Below are 20,607 nucleotides of genomic sequence, written 5' to 3'. Positions count from 1 at the left end.
GTGCCAATCGTAGTGCTTGTACGAATGGGACAACGTTCTCTTCGTTCACCTTGTGCTACTCATCATCTACTCTGTCACTTCGTGCCAATCGTAGTGATTCGTAGCAAAAAAACAACGACTTATCCTAAGTGTTTAGGAGTGGTCGTTGTTTTTATGCAAAACAAAAACCACATAGATGGGTCCTCTATGTGGTCGTTTTTTCTTCTTGAATATAACCAGCATAGATACACTTTTTAGAATAAGTCTTCTAAAGTTGTATCTATGAAAGAATCATACATACAACTATCTACGCCAGTTTTGCCATGATTGGTGCATTTCTTTTACGTTAGATAATTGTGTCATGTATTTTCCCTCCTAGTTATGTTGTTAAAGGTAGTCTACACTATATTGATTTTGTTCGTCAAGAAAAAGTTTTTATTTTCTTGCATTTCTTTTACTTCTAAAAAACGAGCCACTCTTATGAGAGGCTCGTTTTTCTTTATTTCAGCATATTTACCACTTAATTGTTTCGGTTTCTTTCAATTTTCACGGGAACTTTAACTGCTTGTTTTTGCGATTGAATCAGCCATAAACTTACTAAAATCGTCATTGAAATTACTAATGCCATCGAAAATCCCCTCTTTCTAATTCCTTAAAACTTTCTACAATCTAAGTTTAACATAGCTAGCTATTATTCACCAGTTTCTGGTACTGTATCAGTGCTTTCTGTCGTCGTTTCAGTAGATTGAGCAACGCCAGTCGTGCTGGTCGTCGTCTGTGTTTCAGCGGTCTTTGCTGCTTCTTTTTCAGCTTCTTGGGCCGCCTTTTGTTGGTCTTTCAAAACGCCAGCCATTGGTAATCGATTTAATTCTGGTATTAATTGTGTTTTTAAATCCATAGATTTTTCGACAACCGTCCGTGTCTTTTCTTTGCCGTTTTCAAAGAAAACAAGCGTAATCTCATCGCCGCTAACATTGTATTGCTCTTGTGCTTTGCCAGCATTATAAATTAACGGATAGATATACAGCGAACGATGAAATTCATTCATTTTATCTGAATTAAACAGCTTCACCATTTGATCGTATTGCTTGCCAGATGGTTTAGCAAACATGACTGACATGGCTCCTGTTTCTTGGATTTTCTTGTCTGCTGTTTTGTAATCTAAGACACTGACTTTCTCTGATTTGATGGGTCCTGCGACTAACGATTCAACTTGAGCAGCTCGAATATTTTTTTGCATCGTTGGAATAAAAATGATTGAGCCAATTATTAATACTAATGCTACAATAGCGGTAATCATTAACAGTTTTCTTTGTCTTAATTCATAAAGTGCCTCTTTTAGTTCTTCCATAAAATTATTCAACTTCTAATCGCTCCTCGCTTTTAGTTCTTATCTATTATACTAATCATTTTCTTTCTTGCCTACCCTTGCGCTTTAATTACTAAAAAAACCAGCAAACTTCCCCAGCTTTCTAAGGAAAACCCAACTCCTTTTTAACAAGCTTCTTTCTTAAATTCAAAAACTCCGCTATAATAAAGCTATTAGTCGGAAAGAAACGAGGGATTTATTATGTCATTTGATGGCGTATTTACTCATAGCATGGTTCATGAGTTGACAGAAACACTCGTAAGTGGCCGGATTTCAAAAATCCATCAGCCTTATGAAAACGAAGTCGTTTTAGTCATTCGTGCGAAAGGTAAAAACCATAAATTATTATTATCAGCACATCCTAGTTATGCGCGCATACAACTATCTACAATTACCTATAGCAATCCGGAAACACCTCCTAATTTTGTGATGATGTTACGAAAATTTCTGGACGGTGCCATTTTAGAAACGATTCAACAAATAGAAAATGATCGCGTGATTCACTTCACCTTTTCAAAAAGAGATGAACTAGGTGACTTACAAAATATTGTTTTGATTGTTGAATTAATGGGACGTCACAGTACAATCGTTTTAGTTAACCAATCTTCTGGAAAAATCTTAGATGCGATAAAACACATTGGAATGAGCCAAAATAGTTATCGTTCGTTGCTTCCTGGAGCAACTTATATTGAACCGCCAAAACCAATGGGACTTAATCCGCTCACGGCCGCAAAAGAAGAAGTCTTTGCGCTTCTTTCTACAGCTCCTGAATTAAACGGACGCTATTTACAACAACATTTCCAAGGTCTAGGCAAAGATACAGCAGACGAATTAAGTGCCCGTTTACTTGCACAACCAAATGAAAAAATGGCCATCTGGACGGAATTTTGGTCCTCAGTCACTGAAGCTGTTGTACCGACATTAACAGTCACTGAAAAAAAAGAATATTTTACGCCCATTCCTTATCAATCATTAGTTGGTGAACAAACAACGTATGCGACACTCAGTGAATTACTAGATGCCTTTTATTCTGGTAAAGCAGAGAAAGACCGTGTCAAACAACAAGGCGGCGAACTAATTCGCAAAATTGAAAATGAACTAAAAAGAAATCAAAAGAAACTTAAAAAATTACAGCAAACCTTAGCCGATACAGAAAACGCTGAAAATTACCGTCGCGACGGAGAACTATTAACAACCTTCATGGCACAAGTCCCAAAAGGAGCCACCGAGGTGGAATTACCAAATTATTATGAAGAAAATACACCGTTGCGTATCTCGCTAAATCCTGCACTTTCACCTAATCAAAATGCACAAAAATATTTTCAAAAATATCAAAAATTGAAAAATGCTGTCCGAGTTGTTAAGACACAAATTCAGCAAACGCAACAAGAAATTTCTTATTTAGAGTCAGTTGTGGCACAACTTGAAATTGCGACACCAATGGACATTGAAGTGATTCGTGAAGAACTGATTGAGCAAGGCTATTTAAAACGTAAAAAAAATAAAAAACAAAAACAGCCGAAAAAAAGCCAACCCGATCTTTTTTATGCCACAGATGGCACACCTATTCTCGTTGGAAAAAACAATTTGCAAAATGATCAATTAACTTTACGAACCGCTAAAAAAACTGATTATTGGCTCCATGCCAAAGATATTCCTGGATCTCATGTAATTATTCGTGACGCACATCCTAGCGAAGAAACCCTTACTGAAGCCGCACTTCTAGCAGCTTATTTTTCAAAATATCGACTTTCTTCACAAGTGCCTGTTGACTATGTCCAAGTAAAACATGTGCATAAACCCAATGGAGCAAAACCAGGTTATGTGATTTATGAAAACCAACGAACGTTATATGTGACGCCAACAGAAGAATCGATCAAAAAAATCCAGCAAAATAAGGATTCTACTTCCTAATTATATTAAACTAAAAAACAACGTACTGCCGATTGATCGTACGTTGTTTTTTTGCATTGGCAAAAACATTTATCAAGTGATAAATAACACAAGTAAGCTCAATTAGTTTACAAACTAGCTATTTCTCTCTATACTGACTGTTGGAGGTGAAATTCATGGTCTTTTTACACATTATTTTTGGGATGTTTGCCTTTATTGGCGCTTTAGGTTTAGGTGTCGCCTTCCGCGATAGCTTTACAGAACTTTCAACACCAAAGAAAGCAGCGATTATTTTATCTTACGTAGGTGCGATTGGTTCAACAGTCCTAGGGTTCACATCAGCAACAAAAAATCCATTTGTTTTAGCTGCAACAGTTGTCTTAGTTGTCGCCTTTTCTATTGCTCTTTTCAAAAAAAGCAGTAAAGAAACAAGCAAATAATAAAACCTTTGAAGAGCGGCATAGCGACAAGCTACCCTCTTCCTTTTACATACTATTTAAAGGAGTGAGGCAAATGTCTCTGACTATTTCTGAAGAAGTAAAACAACGTTTAGCCCCTTTCTTAACTGAAACGAACACCTTCTTGTTGGTAGCAAATGACGGCTCTAATCCTTATTCTTCCGCAGAAGGTTGTTGTATGATTGGCGATCGTTTCATTATCGTTCCTGTTGATCAAGCGGAAGCGCCTTATACCGAAACAATTGCTAATGATTCTTTTCACGTCTATACTTCGACGTATGACCAAATGTTTTTAACAGGGCATTTACAGCTAGTGATTCATCCGAATGCGGGAACCATTACTTTAAAAAATGAAAGTGGCATATTAGATAGTAATGTGGACATTTATCAACACTAAAAAAGCAAACAAAACGTTTACGCGTTTTGTTTGCTTTTTTAGTGTTGAAAGGCTTGAAAGGTAGTAATGATTACGTACATCATCCCCGATGCAATAATTGGACCAGCTGCAATTCCTTTTAAAAAAACGACGCCAAGAATCGTTCCAAAAACTAAGGCCACCGTAATCTCAGGCGATTGATTAATTAAACCTACTCCTTTTGAGGATAAAACAGCCACCAGAATTCCACAAAGTATCCCCAGCCATCCCATCGGTGTTTTGAATGATTGGATTAAATCCTTTAAGCCAATTTGTCCTGTAGCAATCGGGACTAAAATGGTAATTGAAATAATTGTGACGCCTAAATTAATGCCTTTATCTGACAACCACGACATGATTTTCGCACTATTTGGTAAAGCTTTTAAAGCAAGCACAACAACTGACGCAATTAATAAACTTTGATTTTTTGCAACAAACGCAATCAAGGCAATCAGTAGTAAAAAAAGCCAACTTTCCACTGGTTGTCCTCCTTTCTGATTTGGTTCTTTCGTTAACCAAACTTTCTTGTCTTTCCTATTTTAGCAAAGAACCTCTTTAATTACCATTCAGCTTCAGTAATTATTGTCTTTTTCATCCGAATCTTGCTTAGAAAAAACGAGTTAAAAATTAATTTTTTCTCATAACAAGCCTTTTTCTCTTTGAAAAATTATTTTATGAAGTATACTAATATTAACTATAAAGTAGTTTACTTGCATTTATACTGGATATTCGATATCCTATTTAAGGCTCTTCAATTGAGCGAGCATCACAAAAGACATTTTAGTAGCAATTCTTGGGGAAGTAGTGCTACTAAGATGTCTTTCCTTTTTTTATTTTTACTAACAATATACGTTTCTTATATTAAAATTCACAACTCTTTATAAATAAAAGCGCCTGCCCTACAGTTGTCTGGACTGTAGGGCAGGCGCTTTTCAAGTCATTTAAACACGCTTTAGTTTTCTTTCAAACGATAAACACTTGGACTTGGGTTAAGAAAACCTGCTTCTAAAATTTCGATGTTAGTTAATGCTTGCTCTTCAGTTACTAGTTGCGGTGCACCATTTTTCAACGTTTCATAGACGGCATCATAATAACGACCGTAATCACCTACAGGCGTTTTAATTTGTTTTTTAATCCAGTCGCCATTGCCATTACGGTAGGTCACTTCTCCATAATACATTGGTGAATCTTCTCCAAAGCCTGGTGCATCCGGCATGATTCCGGCTTTTAAATCATTTTCTTGTTGATCTTCGCCATATTTGATGAACGAGCCATTGCTACCATGAACAATAAAACGTGGATACGGACTAGCGACAGAATGATTCGTTTTAACTTTTACTTTTAATTTTGAACCATAATGTAAATCAACGTCAAAATAATTATCGACTGCCTCACTCACTTCATTATTACGAATATCATAAGTGACTTGATCTGGACGCCCGAAAAGAGCAATCATGCGATCCATTAAATGAATGCCTAGTCCGTAAAACGAACCATTTTCTTTAGGTCCTTGTTCCGTGATACTTCCTGGTCGATAATAATCAATATGTGTTTCCACTTCATTGATTTCTCCTAAAAAGCCTTGCTCTACTACTTGCTTCATCGCTAGGTAATCGCCGTCGAAACGTCGATTTTGATAAGGCATCACTACTACCCCTTTTTCTTGCCCTAAAGCAAATAATTCCTCTGCGTGTTCTAACGTATCACAAAATGGTTTTTCCACAATCACTGATTTACCAGCTAAAATGGCTTGTTTGGCTAAATCATAATGTGTATGCGCAGGCGTACAGATTGTGATCAATTCAATTTCTGGATCCGTCAATAATTCATTAAGGTCAGTGGTAAAATTTACCCCTTTTTCTTTAAAGGGCGCTGCTGCTTTTTCATTAACATGTAAATCGAAAATCGTTTTCACTTCTAGTGTTTCTCGAATCATTACGTAAGGTAAATGGTAGCGGTTGGCACTTTTACCAAATCCAATAAACCCCATTTTTACTGTCATATTTTCCACACTCTTTTCTTATAATTAGATAAGTCCATTTGTTTCAATGACTTTTTGATACCAATAATAACTGTCTTTCGGGATTCTTTCTAAGGAACCTTTTTGTGTTTCATCTTGATCCACATAGACAAAACCATAACGCTTTTGATAGCCGTTGAGCCACGACAGTAAATCGGTGTAACTCCATGTACAATAACCAATAACTGAAACGCCATCCGTAATCGCCTCTTGAATCGCTTGGATATGGCTTCGCAAATAATCAATGCGATACGTATCATGAATTTGTTTATCTTCTGTTAAGGTATCATATTCGCCTAACCCATTTTCAGTAATTAAAATAGGCACTTGATAGCGACTAGCTAATCGTCGTAAGGCAATTCTCAAACCTTGCGGGTCAATGGCCCAATCCCAGTTCGTTCGTTCAACATATGGATTATTTACTTTTTTAAATAAACCCGGTACCCCAGATTCCGTTTCAGAACCCTTTTCACCCGTTGTATTCATCTTCCCTATTCCAACGCCATCTAATGGATTAGCAGCAACCGTATCCGTCCGATAATAATTAATACCTAGAAAATCAGGTTTGGCTGAACGTAGTAACGCTAAATCGCCCTCTTTTATCGTTGGGGCCACACCTTGCTCCTGTAAGTAATTTAATGCGGCAACTGGGTATTCTCCCCAAAGATAGACATCTAACCAAAAATGCGACAGCAAATCTTCTGCATTTTCAGCCGCTAAAACATTGGCAGGATGCGCATCAACGGCATAAACAGGCGTATAAGCAAAGCTAGGGCCAATTTTGCCAGGCATTTCTAATTCATGAAACGCATTAATCACTGCTGCATTGGCTAAATTAGCAATATGATTGGCCTCATACATCCGTTTATTGTCTGTTACGCCGGGAGGATGCACGGCTAATTGATAACCTAACGAAGTAAACACATTTTGTTCGTTTAAACTAATCCAATAGCGAACTTTGCCACGGAAAGCGTCAAATAAAATTTTCGCATAGGCCACAAAATCAGCAATAATTTTTCTTGATTCCCAGCCACCATATTCTTTTTGCAAAACAGCTGGCAAATCCCAATGATATAAAGTTACCATTGGTTCAATTCCTGCCGCTAATAACTCATCAATTAAATCTGAATAAAATTTCAGTCCCGCTTGATTTACTTGACCACGCCCTTCAGGTAAAATTCGTGTCCATGCAATCGAGAAACGATATGCTTTTAAACCTTGTTGTTTCATTAAAGCCACATCTTCTTTGAAACGATGATAATGATCGACGGCTAAATCGCCAGTTGTCTCTTTGAACGTTTTTCCTGGTAGCCGAACAAATTCATCCCAAACAGATGCGCCTTTGCCGTCTTCATTCCAAGCACCTTCTACTTGATAAGCTGCCGAAGCAGAGCCCCATAAAAAATCTTGCGGAAATACTTTTAGTTGGTGATGTTCCATTGTCATACCTCCCTCTTTTCTGTGCTACCCTTTTATTGTAAAAGGTTTTCACAAAAAGTACCAATCAGATCAATAAGTTCTTCTGTTTACTTTTAAAACTATATAGTTTTAAAAAGAATAAGTCAACTACTTTTATTTAAGTACTTGATTATTAAGTGGTTACGTTAAAAATAAATATATAGTTTTAACATGTTAAATTCATGGTATAATGAGAGAAATACTGGTGATAAAGGAGGACTCTGATGCGGACAAATACACGTTATAAAGAAATTTATGCAGCTATAAAACAGGATATTGAAGCAGGTGTTTATCCAATTAATCAAAAGTTACCCCAAGGTCGTCTTCTTGCAGAAAAATATCAGGTCAGCGAACTAACCATTACAAAAGCCTTACATTTGCTTGTGCAAGAAGGTTATGTTGTCAGACGACGTGGCTCGGGCAGCTTTGTTCAAGACTTTCAAAATCGAACCATTACTAAATTTTCTCCGTTAACCGGCACTTACTCAACCTACGATGGAAAAGTTGAATCCGTGGTTTTAGGCTTTGCAACAGAAGTACCTGAGCCTTGGGTGACTGAAAAATTAAGTATTACAGAAGAAGAGTTAGTCTACAAAATTATTCGTTTACGGATTATCGAAGATGTGCCCTCAATTATTGAATACACTTGGATGCCCGTTGCTTTAATTCCGAACTTGACAATGAAAGAATTGAAAGTCTCCATTTATCAATATATTTCGGAACAATTGCATCAAAAAATTCAAAGTGCGCGGGTCAGCATTTCTGGGATCCGTCCTTCTGCGTTGGAAAAAAAATATTTAAACTTAACCGATAATGATTTCCTGATGCGTGCAGAACAAATTGCTTACCTAGGCAATGGGCATATTTTTGAATACTCAATTGCGAATCATATTCCTAGTGAATTCACTTTTGAAACTGTCTTAATTGCAGAAAAATAGGAAACTTTTATGTTGCCATTTCTCATTTCTAACAAAACGATCTCTTTACTTTGAGCCAATACTTTTTGTTAGAAATGTTTTTCTGCTAGTTAAAAATATTTTTCAAATTATATTTCCAAACATGAATTTTGATAAAAGTATTGCTATTTACTAGAACTACGATTAAAATATTGCTTGTAGCACTCTTTTTAATATAGATACAAGCAATTTATTTTTTACATAGTCAATCAACCAAAGCGAGGACTTTATATGAGGAAACCCTACATTTTAATGAGCTTACTCGTTCTAAGTACCTTATTAAGTGCTTGTTCAACTGTAAGTGGCAGCCCAGCAAGTCAAAGTGCGCCCGCATCTGATGAAGTGTTGGCGACAAGTATTGGGACGTATGAAAATCGAACATTGTTGGTTCCAGATGGGCGTTTAGCCTTAACTGCCTTGCATAAAGGAAAAGATTATCAAGGCAAACCAATGTTTTATGTCCTGTTTGAATTAACCAATACAACCGAAAAAACACAAAATATTCAGCTAATGATTCAAAGTTTTATGGAAGTTAGTCAAACTGTCCACGGAAAAGCCCAAAATTTACAATATGCAGTCTTAACAGATTCACCTTTCCAAGACAAATTAGATCGTTTAGCAGATGAAATCAATCCTGGTGAAACAATCCAAGGCGCTTACCCGTATGAATTTATTAATGAGAACAAGCCGGTCCATTTTAAATTTAGAGATCGCCTTCTCAGTCTGGATGAACCCATCGCATCAGAAGAAATTACCATTACAGAAAAAAGTTTGGTCCGCTAGCTTAGCTAGCATTGGACCAAACTTTTTATTTATTATTCAGACGGAAAAGATTCTCCTTCTATAAAACGTGTGTAAATGTGTTCGCTCTCAGCAGCTTCTCCCCGCATTAAATGAATAATTTTCTCTGCAGCCACCATGCCCCATCGATGTTTAGAATAGGCAATTGTTGCTAATCGCGGTTGCACAAACGCACCTAGTTCAGAATTATCAAAACCAATCATCCGAATATCTTTCCCCATTTGGTAATTTGTTTCTGCAACATATTTATAGACACCGATCGCCATTTCATCATTAAAAGCAAAAACATCGACTGGTTCTGTCTGTGGTTGACTCAAAATTTTTTTAGCAGCCGCATAGCCAGAAGGTTCGGTAAAATCGCCTTGGATAATTTCATAAGGTATCCCAAAACGAGTTAATTCTCGTGTACTAACAGCCAATCTTTCTTGGCTATCATAACCTTTTTCTGGTCCAGAAAGCAGAAGAACCTTTTTTGAACCCACATTGACAAATTGCTCAATTGCCTGCGTGGCACCGCCACGATTATCCAAGAGAACTTGCCGAATATTCCTATGCTCAGTGGTTCGATCAAGGACAACGATCGAATGGCCACGTTCAGCAAACTTTTCAATTTCTTTTGTTGGAAATGTCCAATCTAAAATAATTGCCCCATCCACCATTTTTTCAGGAATGAAAAGATGTGACTTTTTACCGCTGCAGACAATCATCTCATAATCAAACAGTGCTAAGCCTTTCTTAATTCCCTCCAACAATTCACCATAAAAACTACCGCCATAATCGGCCAAATAGACACCAATAATATTAGTCTGACGACGTTTTAATGTGCGAGCGGCCATGTTAGGAACATAGTTTAGCTCTTCAGCAATTGCTTGGATGCGCGTTCGTGTTTCTTCAGTTACCTTTGAACTACCATTCAATGCGTAAGAAACGGTCGAGATTGATACGCCTGCTTTTTTTGCAATATCTTTAATTCCTACCATGGACTACTCTCCTTTCTAATGGTAAATTTCAATAACACTTGCTTCATTTAATAATGAAAGCACCTCGTCTTTTTGAACTTCCATTCCCCCTTCTCGATAAGGGTTTTCTTCAAACTTAAACGGAACTTCTTGACCATCGATAACTATTTTCGCTGACTGATTTGGATAAAATTTATATGTGACAGGTTTATCAAACAATTGGTAAGTTAGTGTTAAACCAGACAATTTTTCTGGTAACATGGGATCAAAAACCACGCTTTGTGCCTTTTGCCGAATCCCTAAAACAGCTGTAATTAATTGATTTAAATAAATTCCCGGCCCGCTTGAATAAATTCGCCAGCCACCTTTTACCCCAATACTTCCATCTTTTAGTTTACCAAAATTTTCTTGTGATTCATACCTTGTTTTAAAATCGCCATCGGAACTACTAAAATAGGCATTGGCTTGACGTAACTCTGCATTGTGAACCACTTCTTTTAATTGAACTGGATTGATTTGCATTAATGCTTGCCAGGTTTTGTCTCGCTGACCAATTTTCGCCATCGCTTCTGTATAGCGAATGTGCGCATGAACATACTGTAAGCCAATTTCGCGACCAAAATTAGCCGCCTGTTCTGCTCGTTTAAAATTAGTGCTCACACCGCCTCGATAGTTCGCTGGTTTGTTCATTAAGCGCACGCCATCAGGAAACGTTAATTCTTTTTCAATAATTTCTAAATGATGACTTACTTGTTCCGGTGTTAATAATTCAGCTAACATACTACGAGTCATTGGCAATAATCGATATTGAATCCCTGTTTTTTGGTCATTTGGGTGAATCATTTGTTCAAAAGTTTCTGGCGTTTCCATATAAATAAACCCTGGAATCGTTTCATCCGCCAACATATATTTTTGAAAATCGTTCTTTATTCCTGCGACTAAAATTGCTAAGTGCTGACTATAAGTAGCATCGATTTCCGTAATTAAAGCCGCAAATTTTTTCAACACTTGATACGTTAAGGCAACGGTCCAACTACTAGCCATTTGCTCTTTAAGACGATTATCGTAAGGTTGTAACGTGTCATCCCAATCGCCGTCACCATAACAGGATAGAAAAGTTTCTGGTAAAAAATGTTGTTCAATATAATTTATTTCTTTTTTCAAATGTTCAAATAAAGATGCTGTTTCTTTTGTTTTGTGATTATCTTTGCGACTTGTATAAGGGATTTCCGTAGCTAAGATTGAATAATCTGCGGTTTGTTCCAAATAATCAGTCACTACTTTCAATGGCCAGACGATAATATCGCCATGGCTTTCACTGGCTTTTTGTTCTTCGTATCGGTCAAACATAAACCATTGCGGCCAGTTGCCGTCGTCCTCAAATTGATTTTCAAATAGATGCTGAATAATGGAGGCCACGATCTTAGGCTGTTGCGTCGCAAAGAAAAATTCTGTCGGTCCTTGCGACACATCTCGTGTGCCCCAAGCTGCTCCACCATATTGTTCTAAGCCATGTGGCGACAAATAATGAACGAGCATATTATGAGTATACCAACGAGTTAATTGATTCATTTGCTGCACACTTGAGTCTGTGTGTGTTAACTCAAAATGATGTAACAAGCCATTAATGAATGCCAAATATTGACTTTCTGCTTTTTCAAAATCTAATGGTGTATTGACTAATGCTTGGTCCTCTATACTGCCCGTAATAAGTAGTGAAAATTTTTGGGTCTTTTCGATTGCCAAGACTAATAAGTCTGCTTCAGCTCCACCAAATAATGTGCTATCGGTTACTTGAAATGATTTATCAACTGTCAATGCATAGGTTAGTTCTGGGTAATAATTTTCTGTAGCAGAATGATTTCCCGTCACTCGAAGTGTTTTGTCAGTTTGTTCTAATTGATAGGTTGGGACTTCTTCAGGTCCTAATAACAAATGGTTAGAAACAGCCCACATATATGCATCCTTTTGACTGGTCACTTCCAATTGAATCACTCTTGAATCAGGCGAAGTGAAAGTACGTACACAAATTGTATCCTTTGGCAACTTATAATACCAAGTAGCAGAGTTCAACCCCATTTCAAAAGCAGAAGGCATTGTTAGTAAGCGCCATAAGCCATTCTCTAAAATGTAGATTCGTTGACCAGAGCGTTTCATAACGTTTAAAGCGTTTCGGCTATTACTCATTAATTTGTTCATGGTCGTATTTCCTAAAACTACTTGTGAATTGAAAATGCCATACATATACACTGTCGTACTGAGCAAAGGTTCGTCAACCGTTAAGCCTTTACCACTTAATAAAATGTGGCCATGTGCTCTTTCCATGGCAATTTCTTTTTCTTGAAGAACAACGTGATGGTAATTTTCCGTGAAAAAGGAATACGTCTGACCTGCTACTTTTTCAATTTGTGTCTGAATGGGATAAAGTGCGGCCAACTCTTCTTCTGTTAATGGATTTCCTGTGATAGGTTCTCCTAAAAGTTTCGGAGGAAAGTCCTGTGTTTCTTCTAATGAATCGAATGTCACAGTTTCATAAATAGCTTGTAAGTCTTCTTTCGATAAAAAAGGTTCAGCTAATGCTTGCGGATGTGTTTCTGTTACCGCACCATAAAAAACAAATTCCTTACTTTCATTCGTTAATTGGACGGCTTCCGTTTGTAAAGCGGTGTAAGCAAATTCATATTGATAGACTTCATTTGCTAAATACCTTTTCCCCAATGCTTCTGGTGTGTTCGTTTGTTTAAATGAACGTCCAAAAAATTGATAGCCGTCCGTTGAGTAGCCTGCTAATTTTTGAAAACTCCCTTGAATAAGAGCTGGAAACTTCTCATTTTGCGGTTGATTTTGTCTTGATAAAACAACAAGCTCTTCGCCCTCTTGCCAAATGTGATGATCAAGATACTGCGACACATACGCTTCATTTGACTGAACGGCTCCTTTTGTCGCTAAGCCAATATCTTGACCATAAACAATATCTACTAAGCCAGTTCCAGTGACATTAACCCGCCAGAACCATTGATTGCTTGGCCCCAAACGAAAGTCAACTTGGTAACGAACCGCTTCAAATTCACCCCGCCATGTCAATTGGTTATCTGAAAGATAAAAATCACTTTGACTGTTGGAGCCAATCATTGGTCGATAATTAATTGTGTTCCCTGTAATTATCCGCAAATAGAGTTGATTCATACTGCCGTCTAAAGGATTGCCTTCTAATTGATTAATCATCATGCCACAGCTATTCAATTCTTTTAAATCACCTGTCTCTAGAAATGTAGCGACTGTGTCTGCTTGCTTAAGCTTCTTTATCTGCATAACTTATCCTTCCCATCTTATTCATTTAACGTGACTGTTGCGGTTTGTACATCGCGACTATTTCCACCAATCATTACGATAAATTCACCTGCATCACTGGTTACCTGATTATCTGAATGAACATAGCGCACCATATCCTCTGAAAGAAGAAACTGAACTTCTTTTTCTTCCTTTGGTTCCAGCCAAACTTTTTGGAAATCTTTTAACTCTTTAATTGGGCGAACCACTTGTCCCACCAAATCACGTACATAAAATTGCACGGTTTCCTCTCCAGCGATTGGACTGTCATTTCTTACTAAAACAGAGACCGTGATTGGTTGTTCTTTGGTAAATGTTAATGCACTTAGTTGAATTGGTTGATAAGAGAAATGACTATAACTTAAGCCAAATCCAAAGGGATATTTAGCGTAATTAGAGACATCTAAATATTTAGAAACATATTTTTCTTCTGGTGCTGACTCATAAGGACGCCCAGTATTGTCGACATTGTAAAAAATTGGCACTTGACCAACCGTTTCTGGAAACGACATACTTAAACGACCACTTGGATTGTACTCTCCCCACAAAATTTCTGCTAGCGCATTGCCCCCTTCTGTTCCAGGTTGCCAAGCTTGCACAATTCCTTTTGCAACATCTATCCCTTGTAAATCTAAGGACCGGCCACTGTAGACCGTGACAACAACATTGGGATTTTTCTCAATAATTTGTGCCACTACTGCTAATTGTTTTTCGGGTAGACGAATATCACTGCGACTGGCAGCTTCCCCACTCATCCAATCTGTTTCGCCTAGTGCCACTACTACTTTATCTGCTTGACTAGCTAACGTTAAAGCCTCTTCAATGGCCGCCGCGGTCGGTTCAAAGTAATCAAAGGGTTCTTGGGCAACTAGAAGATTTGTGGTTAACTTTTTGGCTCCAGCCACGAGGGAAATGGCTTCTTCTTTCTTTCCTTGCCATGACCAAGCCCCTAAAATATCTTGTGATTGGGCCCCTGGGCCGACAAGCGCGATTTTTTCTTGCGGTGTAAAAGGCAAAATATTTTCATTTTTTAAAAGAACCATTGATTTTTGAGCAATCTTTTTAGCTATTTCTCGATGTTCTTTGCTTAAAATCACTTCTGCTTCCGCTTGTTCATCCGCACCACGATAGGGATTTTCAAATAAGCCTAGCTCATTTTTTAGTTTTAAAATTCGCATAACTGCTTCATCAATAAGTGTTTCAGCAATCCGGCCTTCTTCAAGTAATTCTTTTAAATAATCTGGATAACACGTGGTCATCATTTCAATATCTACACCAGCTTTGATAGCCAATTCTGCTGCCTGTTTTTCATCTTTGGCAACGCCATGAGGAATTAATTCTTTAATCGCCCCCCAATCTGAAATCACAACCCCTTCAAAGCCAAATTCATTTCGTAATACGTCTCTAAACAGCCATTGGTTGCCTGTAGCAGGAATCCCATCCACTGTATTGAAGGACGTCATGACAAGTTTTGCACCCGCATCTAATCCAGCTTTATAGCCAGGTAAATACATTTCTCTTAGCTGCCGTTCAGACATATCTACCGTATTATAATCCCGACCAGCTAAGGCACCACCATATGCCGCAAAGTGCTTCACGCACGCGGCTACTCGCCAATTGTCCTCTTTTAAATTTTCTCCTTGGTAACCTCTAACCATTGCAGCAGCTAAGCGACTGTTGAGTAATGGATCTTCACCTGTTGACTCCATGACACGTCCCCAACGTGGATCGCGCACTAAATCAACCATTGGCGAAAAGGTTACATGTAATCCTGAAACAGCAGCTTCTTTTGCTGAAATCTCCGCCATTTTTTCAACCGCTGCTTCATCCCAAGTGCTTCCTAAAGCCAAAGGAATCGGAAAGATGGTTCTGAAACCATGAATAATATCCGCCATTAAAAGTGTTGGAATATTTAATCGATGATTTTGCATATATTCTTTTTGAACACGTTTTGCTTCATTTGCACCAGAAACACCCAATGTTGTCCCCGCCGTATCAATCGTTTCTTGACTTAGTCCTAGCTCTGACATAGGGCCGGTCTTTTCTTCTGCTTTATCTGAATAAAACGCTGCTGCTAATTGTAATAATTGATTAATTTTCTCATCAATTGTCATTTCTTCGACTAATTGAATCAGTTGATTTTCTTTCATACTCTCACCTTTCTTCAATACATACTTCTGCTTCTAAAGGAAAATGGTCGGAGGGAAAACGTCCATCGATACTATCTGTTAAACTTGCGGTTTGCTGTACTTGCCAACCTTTTACATAAATATAATCAATTTCTTCTAATTCCGCCCAAGGTTTTGTATAAGTAAAATTTTGAAATGTTCCTCTTGGTCCATAATGAGTAGCTAAATTTTTGCTATCTTGAAATTTTTTTTGAACAAGTTGATGAACCTCTTCCCCCGACTCTGCATTAAAATCGCCCATTAATAAAGTTGGATACTGTGCAATTTTGTCATGTAACTCCTCTAAGATAACGGTCATTCCTGCTAAACGAGCATGAGCTGAAATATGATCCAAATGAACATTGATGACTAAAAAAGGCGTATTTTGAGTCGTTTCCTTAAATAGTCCCCACAAAGCAATTCTTGGACAGCCAGCTTCAGGATGGATACTTGGCTGCTGAGGTGTTTCAGATAACCAAAAATACCCTGTATCAATAGCCTGAACTTTTTGTTCGTTATAGAGAATCGCTAGTCCTTCTCCTTGACCATCCCCTTCTCTTTCCGCAGAAAGACAGGTGAATGTTGTATACGCCTTTAAATCCCTGACTTGATTCGGTCGTACTTCTTGAATACAACAAAGGCTCCAATCATGAAAATTGATTAACTGACAAACAGCCTCTTTACGAAAAGACCATTGCCAATCTTGGTCATACTCTGTATCTACCCGGACATTATACGTAGCTATTTTCATTTTTAACCTCCTGCAATAGTTGTTGAATTTGACGCATCTCACGACGGATCTGGGTTGTTTCACCGCCACCATGGCCTTTTTTCCAATACACTCTGACTGCTTTTCTTGCCTTTATCTGATGATAAGAAGGGAAAAAATCTTTCATTGGACATATCGGATCGTGACTCCCAACAGAAGCAAAGACTGGATTTTTAATTTGCGAAACAAAGTGACGACTATCAAAATAAGGAAGAACCGCGGCAATTTTTTCATGCGCTTGAGGATGCTCTTGTAAGTACTGATGAATAATTTGATACGACCCCGTTCCTTCTGCTACTCGATTTTCTAAACAAGAATGACTTGGAACATCTGCAAAAGTAGCTAAAATCGGGAAGTCGACTAAACTGTTCACCATTAACACTACGCCACCCCCTTGGGAACCACCACGAAGAATGATTTGGTCCTGATTAATTTCAGTAAAGGTCCGCACCACTTCTACGCTACGTAAATGGTCGGCAAACAAGCGGCGTTGGTACCAATCTTCTTTGTCTAGAAATCCTCGTCCCATTGGTGCTTCATGCCAAATTGTTTGATATGGCACACGATCTTTGGTTAATCCCCCTTGACCTCGATTATCAACGACAAAACAAGCACAACCAATTTGTGTCCAATGAGCAAATTGCCAAGGTTCTTGAATATGATTCATATAGCCTAAACAGTCAATCACTATTGGCTGTTTCCCCGCCGTTTTAGGAAGTAACAAATAGCCAAAGATGCGCTCACCTAGGAAACTTAAAAAGTCGACCTGTTCCACTTGAACATTTTCCAATGGATAGTCAATGACCCGCCGATGGATATCTAGCGGTATTTTTTGAAGTTCTTCCTTGGTCTTTTGCCAAAACTCAAAATACTCATTCATGTTCCACACCTAACACTTTCTGAAAAAACGCAACTTGAAGAAAAGCCGTTGTCCCGAATCCTAACGCAATATATAAAAACAAATTAAGCTTATAGAAAAAAACAAACGTTAAAAGAGGTAAAATAAACAAAATAATCGCATTGGCACTATTACTTAAGACCACATAAACCGTCTCACCTAGTGTCTTTTTAACGGACCAATTAAAAACGGAAAAGAGAAAAAGAAAACTCGTCAAAAATAATGCAACAAAACTTAATAGAAAAATAGCTAAGAAACCTAAACTGGTGGCTATTTTAAATAAACTTGTTACGGCAATACCGCCTAGTAAAAAAGCAACGAACAAGACACCTGTTAAAATAAAACCTCGCATGATATTATTTTTTAACGCTGTCCAAAACGTTCGTAAAACAGGAATATCTTTTTCACGATACAAACGATAAATCGTTCGATACAACGCAATTAAGCCGACACCGCTAAAGATGCCTGTTATACAGGTAATTAAAAAGAGAAAATTAATAATGATCAAGTTGGCAATAAAAGAAAAAATCCGATAATACCAACCTTCATATGCAAATAGCTTATTCATATTAAAAGAGAAAAGCGGATTTCTCGTTGCTTTATCCGCTTTTCTCTCCTCCTCTCTTACTTAAGTTTGTCTCTGTTTTCTGCCATTTTCTCAGATTTTATTTTTTCAATTGCATCCCATTTATTTGATTTTAAGAATGCTTTGTAGTCTTCTAAAGATTTGTCAAAGGCTTTATCATCTTTCGCACGAATCATTGAAATAACGGTTGTATTTAGTTTGGTTTCAATCGCTTCATTCGCCCGAGCTTCCGGCGTTCCTGCATCTGGATTAATATTTTCAATTACGAAATGTGGGACTAATTTTCCTTTGCCCCATTCTTGCATTTGCGTTAAAGCACTTTCCATTGGCACTTTTAGTTTATTAACACGGTCGTTGTTAAAGTATAGGAAACGACTAATGCCATATTTTTTGTTATAGGCATCATTGTCTGTTTGTTCTAATTTTTTCACTTCTGGTAAATAATCAATTTTCCCTTGATCATTGTACGCATAAGTAACTCCTTCAACGCCATATTTTGTTAAAATTTGTCCTGGTTCATCAATTAAATATGTGAATAGTTGAGTGACTTTCGCTGGATCTTTCGCATCTTTCGTAATGTAATTACTTAACCAACCTGAAATGCCGGTTTGATTTAATGTTGGTTTTCGGCCAGAAGTGCTACTTGGTCCATCAATGGCTATATAACGTGTGCCAGATTTTTTCATAAATTCTGTAAAGTTCCCACCTTGACCACTGGTTCCAGCAACGAGCATGGTTGCATAATTTCCTTGTTTCACTTTTTCATCAAACGTCGCTCCATCATCTGTGAAGCTATCATCACTAATATTGCCTGCTCGGTAAACATCATTAAATGTTTTTAACCATTCTAAGTATTCTTTATCTAAATTTCGATCATAGTATTTCCCATTTTTATCCTCTAAAGGAACACCTAAGAAGTCTTGTAATTTGTCTAAAAATGGTCCTGCACCATCGCCCACTGTGGTGAAGCCCATTGGGGTCATCTCAGGATATTTTTCTTTAATCTGTTGCATGACTTTTTCAAAATTTTCTGGTGTTGAAACGTCTGGCTTGCCTAATGCATTATAGACATCTTCACGAATAACAAAATTATCATTTACTGGGATATTTCCACTTTCATAATCCGCTTTTGTATTAGAGTAATTAGGGTAACCATATGTTTTTCCATCCTCTAAGGCATACCATTTAAACGTATCTTGGTTAACAACTTTCATTAAATAGGGGTCATATTTTTTAGCTAAATCGTTTAAAGAATAGGCCCAAGAATCTGCTTTCAATGCTGCTTGTCCAGTTTTTTCAGTTAATGTCACGATATCAGGCATATCTCCACTTGAAATCATGGCATTTAATTTTGAATCATCGCCGGAAATAAATTCAATATCCACATTTAAATCTTTTTTAATCTGCGCAGTGGTCACATCTTTTCCAAAAGGCAATGCCGTCCAATCTGAGTTAATATACCATTTAATCTTGGTCGGTTCTTTCTTCTTATCTAACTTCCAAGCAGGCGTCTTTTCATCTAATTCATACCGATCCTTAATTGAGACATCTGAGCTAGCTTTCTTTTCCCCACCGCTACATGCCGCTAAACTAACGACCGCCGTTGCCACCAATAAACCGCCTAAAACTTTTTTCATATTGTTCCCTACTTTCTTTATTCTTTTACTGCACCGGCCATCATACCGCCGATAAAGTGTTTTTGTAGTAATGGATAAATGATTAAAATTGGTATCGTTGTAATGACAATTGTTGCCAGCTGAACACCACGTGTCGTTGCCTGCACCACCATATCTGTACTGCCGCTCTCTGTCATGGTACTCAAGTTTGATTGAACAATAATTTCATAAATTTTCATCTGCAATGGATACAGATATTCTTTGGTAATATATAATTTCGTGGTCATAAAGTCATTCCATTGACCAACCCCATTAAATAAAATGATGGTGGCTAATGCCGGTTTTGTTAAAGGTAAAAAGATTTTATAAAAAATTTGAAACTCACTGGCGCCGTCTATTTTGGCGGATTCTTCTAAAGATGGTGGAATTTCTCGGAAAAAGTTCATTAAGATAACTACATCATAATAGCTAAATAAAGCTGGAATGATATATACCCAGAAGGTATCTAAGAGTCCTAATGACTTAATCAAAAGATACGTGGGAATCATGCCCCCACCAAAGTACATTGTAATAACACCCATCGTTGTATAAATGTTACGCCCGACTAGTCTAGATTTACTAAGTCCATAGGCAACAATCGCACAGAACAGTGTATGCGTCGACGCACCGATGACTGTTTTTAAAACAGAAATCAAAAACGCTCGCGGAATGCTACTATCCGAAAAAACTTTCCGATAATTTTCTAGCGTAAATCCTTTCGGCCATAAAACCAAGCCTTTACCAGCTAAACCCGAACTTGACGAAACTGAGGAAACTAAAATATTCCAAATTGGTACGATAATTAATAAAGAAAACAACACAAGAATTAACGTATTGAAAAAGTAAAACCATTTGTTTTCTTTTGATTTTCTTTTAATCACAGCTGTTGCCTC

The 20,607-nt window shown here is 37.5% G+C and carries 17 protein-coding genes; 5 read left to right on the top strand and 12 right to left on the bottom strand.

What is annotated here, in order from left to right; all coding sequences use genetic code 11:
- Positions 1-670: 670 nt before the first annotated feature.
- Complete coding sequence (locus tag AB3I72_RS11200) at positions 671-1,330, bottom strand: hypothetical protein (protein ID WP_002386659.1); 660 nt, start codon at positions 1,328-1,330, stop codon at positions 671-673.
- A gap of 219 nt (positions 1,331-1,549) precedes the next feature.
- Between AB3I72_RS11200 and efbA the strand changes: the two genes are divergently transcribed.
- The 3 genes from efbA (at position 1,550) to AB3I72_RS11185 (ending at position 4,096) form a co-directional block, all read left to right on the top strand.
- Positions 1,550-3,262 (top strand): fibronectin-binding protein EfbA, encoded by a 1,713-nt coding sequence (gene efbA / locus AB3I72_RS11195; protein WP_368023927.1) that lies wholly within the window; start codon positions 1,550-1,552, stop codon positions 3,260-3,262.
- 155 nt (positions 3,263-3,417) lie between these two features.
- Positions 3,418-3,681: a hypothetical protein gene (locus tag AB3I72_RS11190; protein ID WP_002381957.1), complete on the top strand. Its 264-nt coding sequence runs from the start codon at positions 3,418-3,420 to the stop codon at positions 3,679-3,681.
- 73 nt (positions 3,682-3,754) lie between these two features.
- Positions 3,755-4,096 carry an iron-sulfur cluster biosynthesis family protein gene (locus AB3I72_RS11185; protein ID WP_002391631.1) on the top strand — a complete coding sequence of 114 codons (342 nt, stop codon included), beginning with the start codon at positions 3,755-3,757 and terminating at the stop codon, positions 4,094-4,096.
- A gap of 38 nt (positions 4,097-4,134) precedes the next feature.
- Here the strand turns inward: AB3I72_RS11185 and AB3I72_RS11180 are convergent, their stop codons facing one another.
- The 3 genes from AB3I72_RS11180 to AB3I72_RS11170 form a co-directional block, all read right to left on the bottom strand.
- Positions 4,135-4,593 carry a DUF441 domain-containing protein gene (locus tag AB3I72_RS11180; RefSeq protein WP_002357887.1) on the bottom strand — a complete coding sequence of 153 codons (459 nt, stop codon included), beginning with the start codon at positions 4,591-4,593 and terminating at the stop codon, positions 4,135-4,137.
- 473 nt (positions 4,594-5,066) lie between these two features.
- Positions 5,067-6,116: an oxidoreductase gene (locus AB3I72_RS11175; protein ID WP_002419153.1), complete on the bottom strand. Its 1,050-nt coding sequence runs from the start codon at positions 6,114-6,116 to the stop codon at positions 5,067-5,069.
- 24 nt (positions 6,117-6,140) lie between these two features.
- Positions 6,141-7,574: a glycoside hydrolase family 1 protein gene (locus tag AB3I72_RS11170; protein WP_368023926.1), complete on the bottom strand. Its 1,434-nt coding sequence runs from the start codon at positions 7,572-7,574 to the stop codon at positions 6,141-6,143.
- Positions 7,575-7,816: 242 nt separating this feature from the next.
- On the opposite strand from AB3I72_RS11170, the gene AB3I72_RS11165 reads away from it, so the two are divergent.
- Complete coding sequence (locus tag AB3I72_RS11165; RefSeq protein WP_002366529.1) at positions 7,817-8,530, top strand: GntR family transcriptional regulator; 714 nt, start codon at positions 7,817-7,819, stop codon at positions 8,528-8,530.
- 270 nt (positions 8,531-8,800) lie between these two features.
- Positions 8,801-9,331, top strand: coding sequence for a DUF5067 domain-containing protein (locus AB3I72_RS11160; RefSeq protein ID WP_025191723.1), 531 nt, complete (start codon positions 8,801-8,803; stop codon positions 9,329-9,331).
- A 32-nt stretch (positions 9,332-9,363) separates the two neighbouring features.
- On the opposite strand, the gene AB3I72_RS11155 is transcribed toward AB3I72_RS11160, so the two are convergent.
- The 8 genes from AB3I72_RS11155 to AB3I72_RS11120 are packed head-to-tail and all read right to left on the bottom strand — an operon-like array spanning position 9,364 to position 20,595.
- Entirely contained in the window at positions 9,364-10,329 is a 966-nt protein-coding gene (locus AB3I72_RS11155; protein ID WP_002382203.1) for a LacI family DNA-binding transcriptional regulator, read from the bottom strand.
- Positions 10,330-10,344: 15 nt separating this feature from the next.
- Positions 10,345-13,620, bottom strand: a complete 3,276-nt coding sequence (locus tag AB3I72_RS11150; RefSeq protein WP_368023925.1) for a cellobiose phosphorylase — start codon at positions 13,618-13,620, stop codon at positions 10,345-10,347.
- 17 nt (positions 13,621-13,637) lie between these two features.
- On the bottom strand, positions 13,638-15,788 hold the full coding sequence (locus AB3I72_RS11145; protein WP_061100990.1) for a glycoside hydrolase family 3 N-terminal domain-containing protein: 2,151 nt from the start codon (positions 15,786-15,788) through the stop codon (positions 13,638-13,640).
- A gap of 4 nt (positions 15,789-15,792) precedes the next feature.
- Positions 15,793-16,557: an endonuclease/exonuclease/phosphatase family protein gene (locus tag AB3I72_RS11140; protein WP_002365532.1), complete on the bottom strand. Its 765-nt coding sequence runs from the start codon at positions 16,555-16,557 to the stop codon at positions 15,793-15,795.
- Positions 16,538-17,455, bottom strand: coding sequence for an acetylxylan esterase (locus tag AB3I72_RS11135; protein WP_061100991.1), 918 nt, complete (start codon positions 17,453-17,455; stop codon positions 16,538-16,540). The genes AB3I72_RS11140 and AB3I72_RS11135 overlap by 20 nt, the downstream gene beginning before the upstream one ends.
- On the bottom strand, positions 17,448-18,041 hold the full coding sequence (locus tag AB3I72_RS11130; protein WP_002371283.1) for a DUF624 domain-containing protein: 594 nt from the start codon (positions 18,039-18,041) through the stop codon (positions 17,448-17,450). The genes AB3I72_RS11135 and AB3I72_RS11130 overlap by 8 nt, the downstream gene beginning before the upstream one ends.
- Before the next feature lie 56 nt (positions 18,042-18,097).
- Complete coding sequence (locus tag AB3I72_RS11125) at positions 18,098-19,696, bottom strand: ABC transporter substrate-binding protein (protein WP_002357899.1); 1,599 nt, start codon at positions 19,694-19,696, stop codon at positions 18,098-18,100.
- Between the two features lie 17 nt (positions 19,697-19,713).
- Positions 19,714-20,595 carry a carbohydrate ABC transporter permease gene (locus AB3I72_RS11120; protein ID WP_002357901.1) on the bottom strand — a complete coding sequence of 294 codons (882 nt, stop codon included), beginning with the start codon at positions 20,593-20,595 and terminating at the stop codon, positions 19,714-19,716.
- Between the last annotated feature and the right edge of the window lie 12 nt (positions 20,596-20,607).

It is taken from the genome of Enterococcus sp. GC34 (assembly GCF_040886645.1).
Lineage (GTDB): Bacteria > Bacillota > Bacilli > Lactobacillales > Enterococcaceae > Enterococcus > Enterococcus faecalis.
This window is presented reverse-complemented; position numbering and strand designations above follow the sequence as displayed.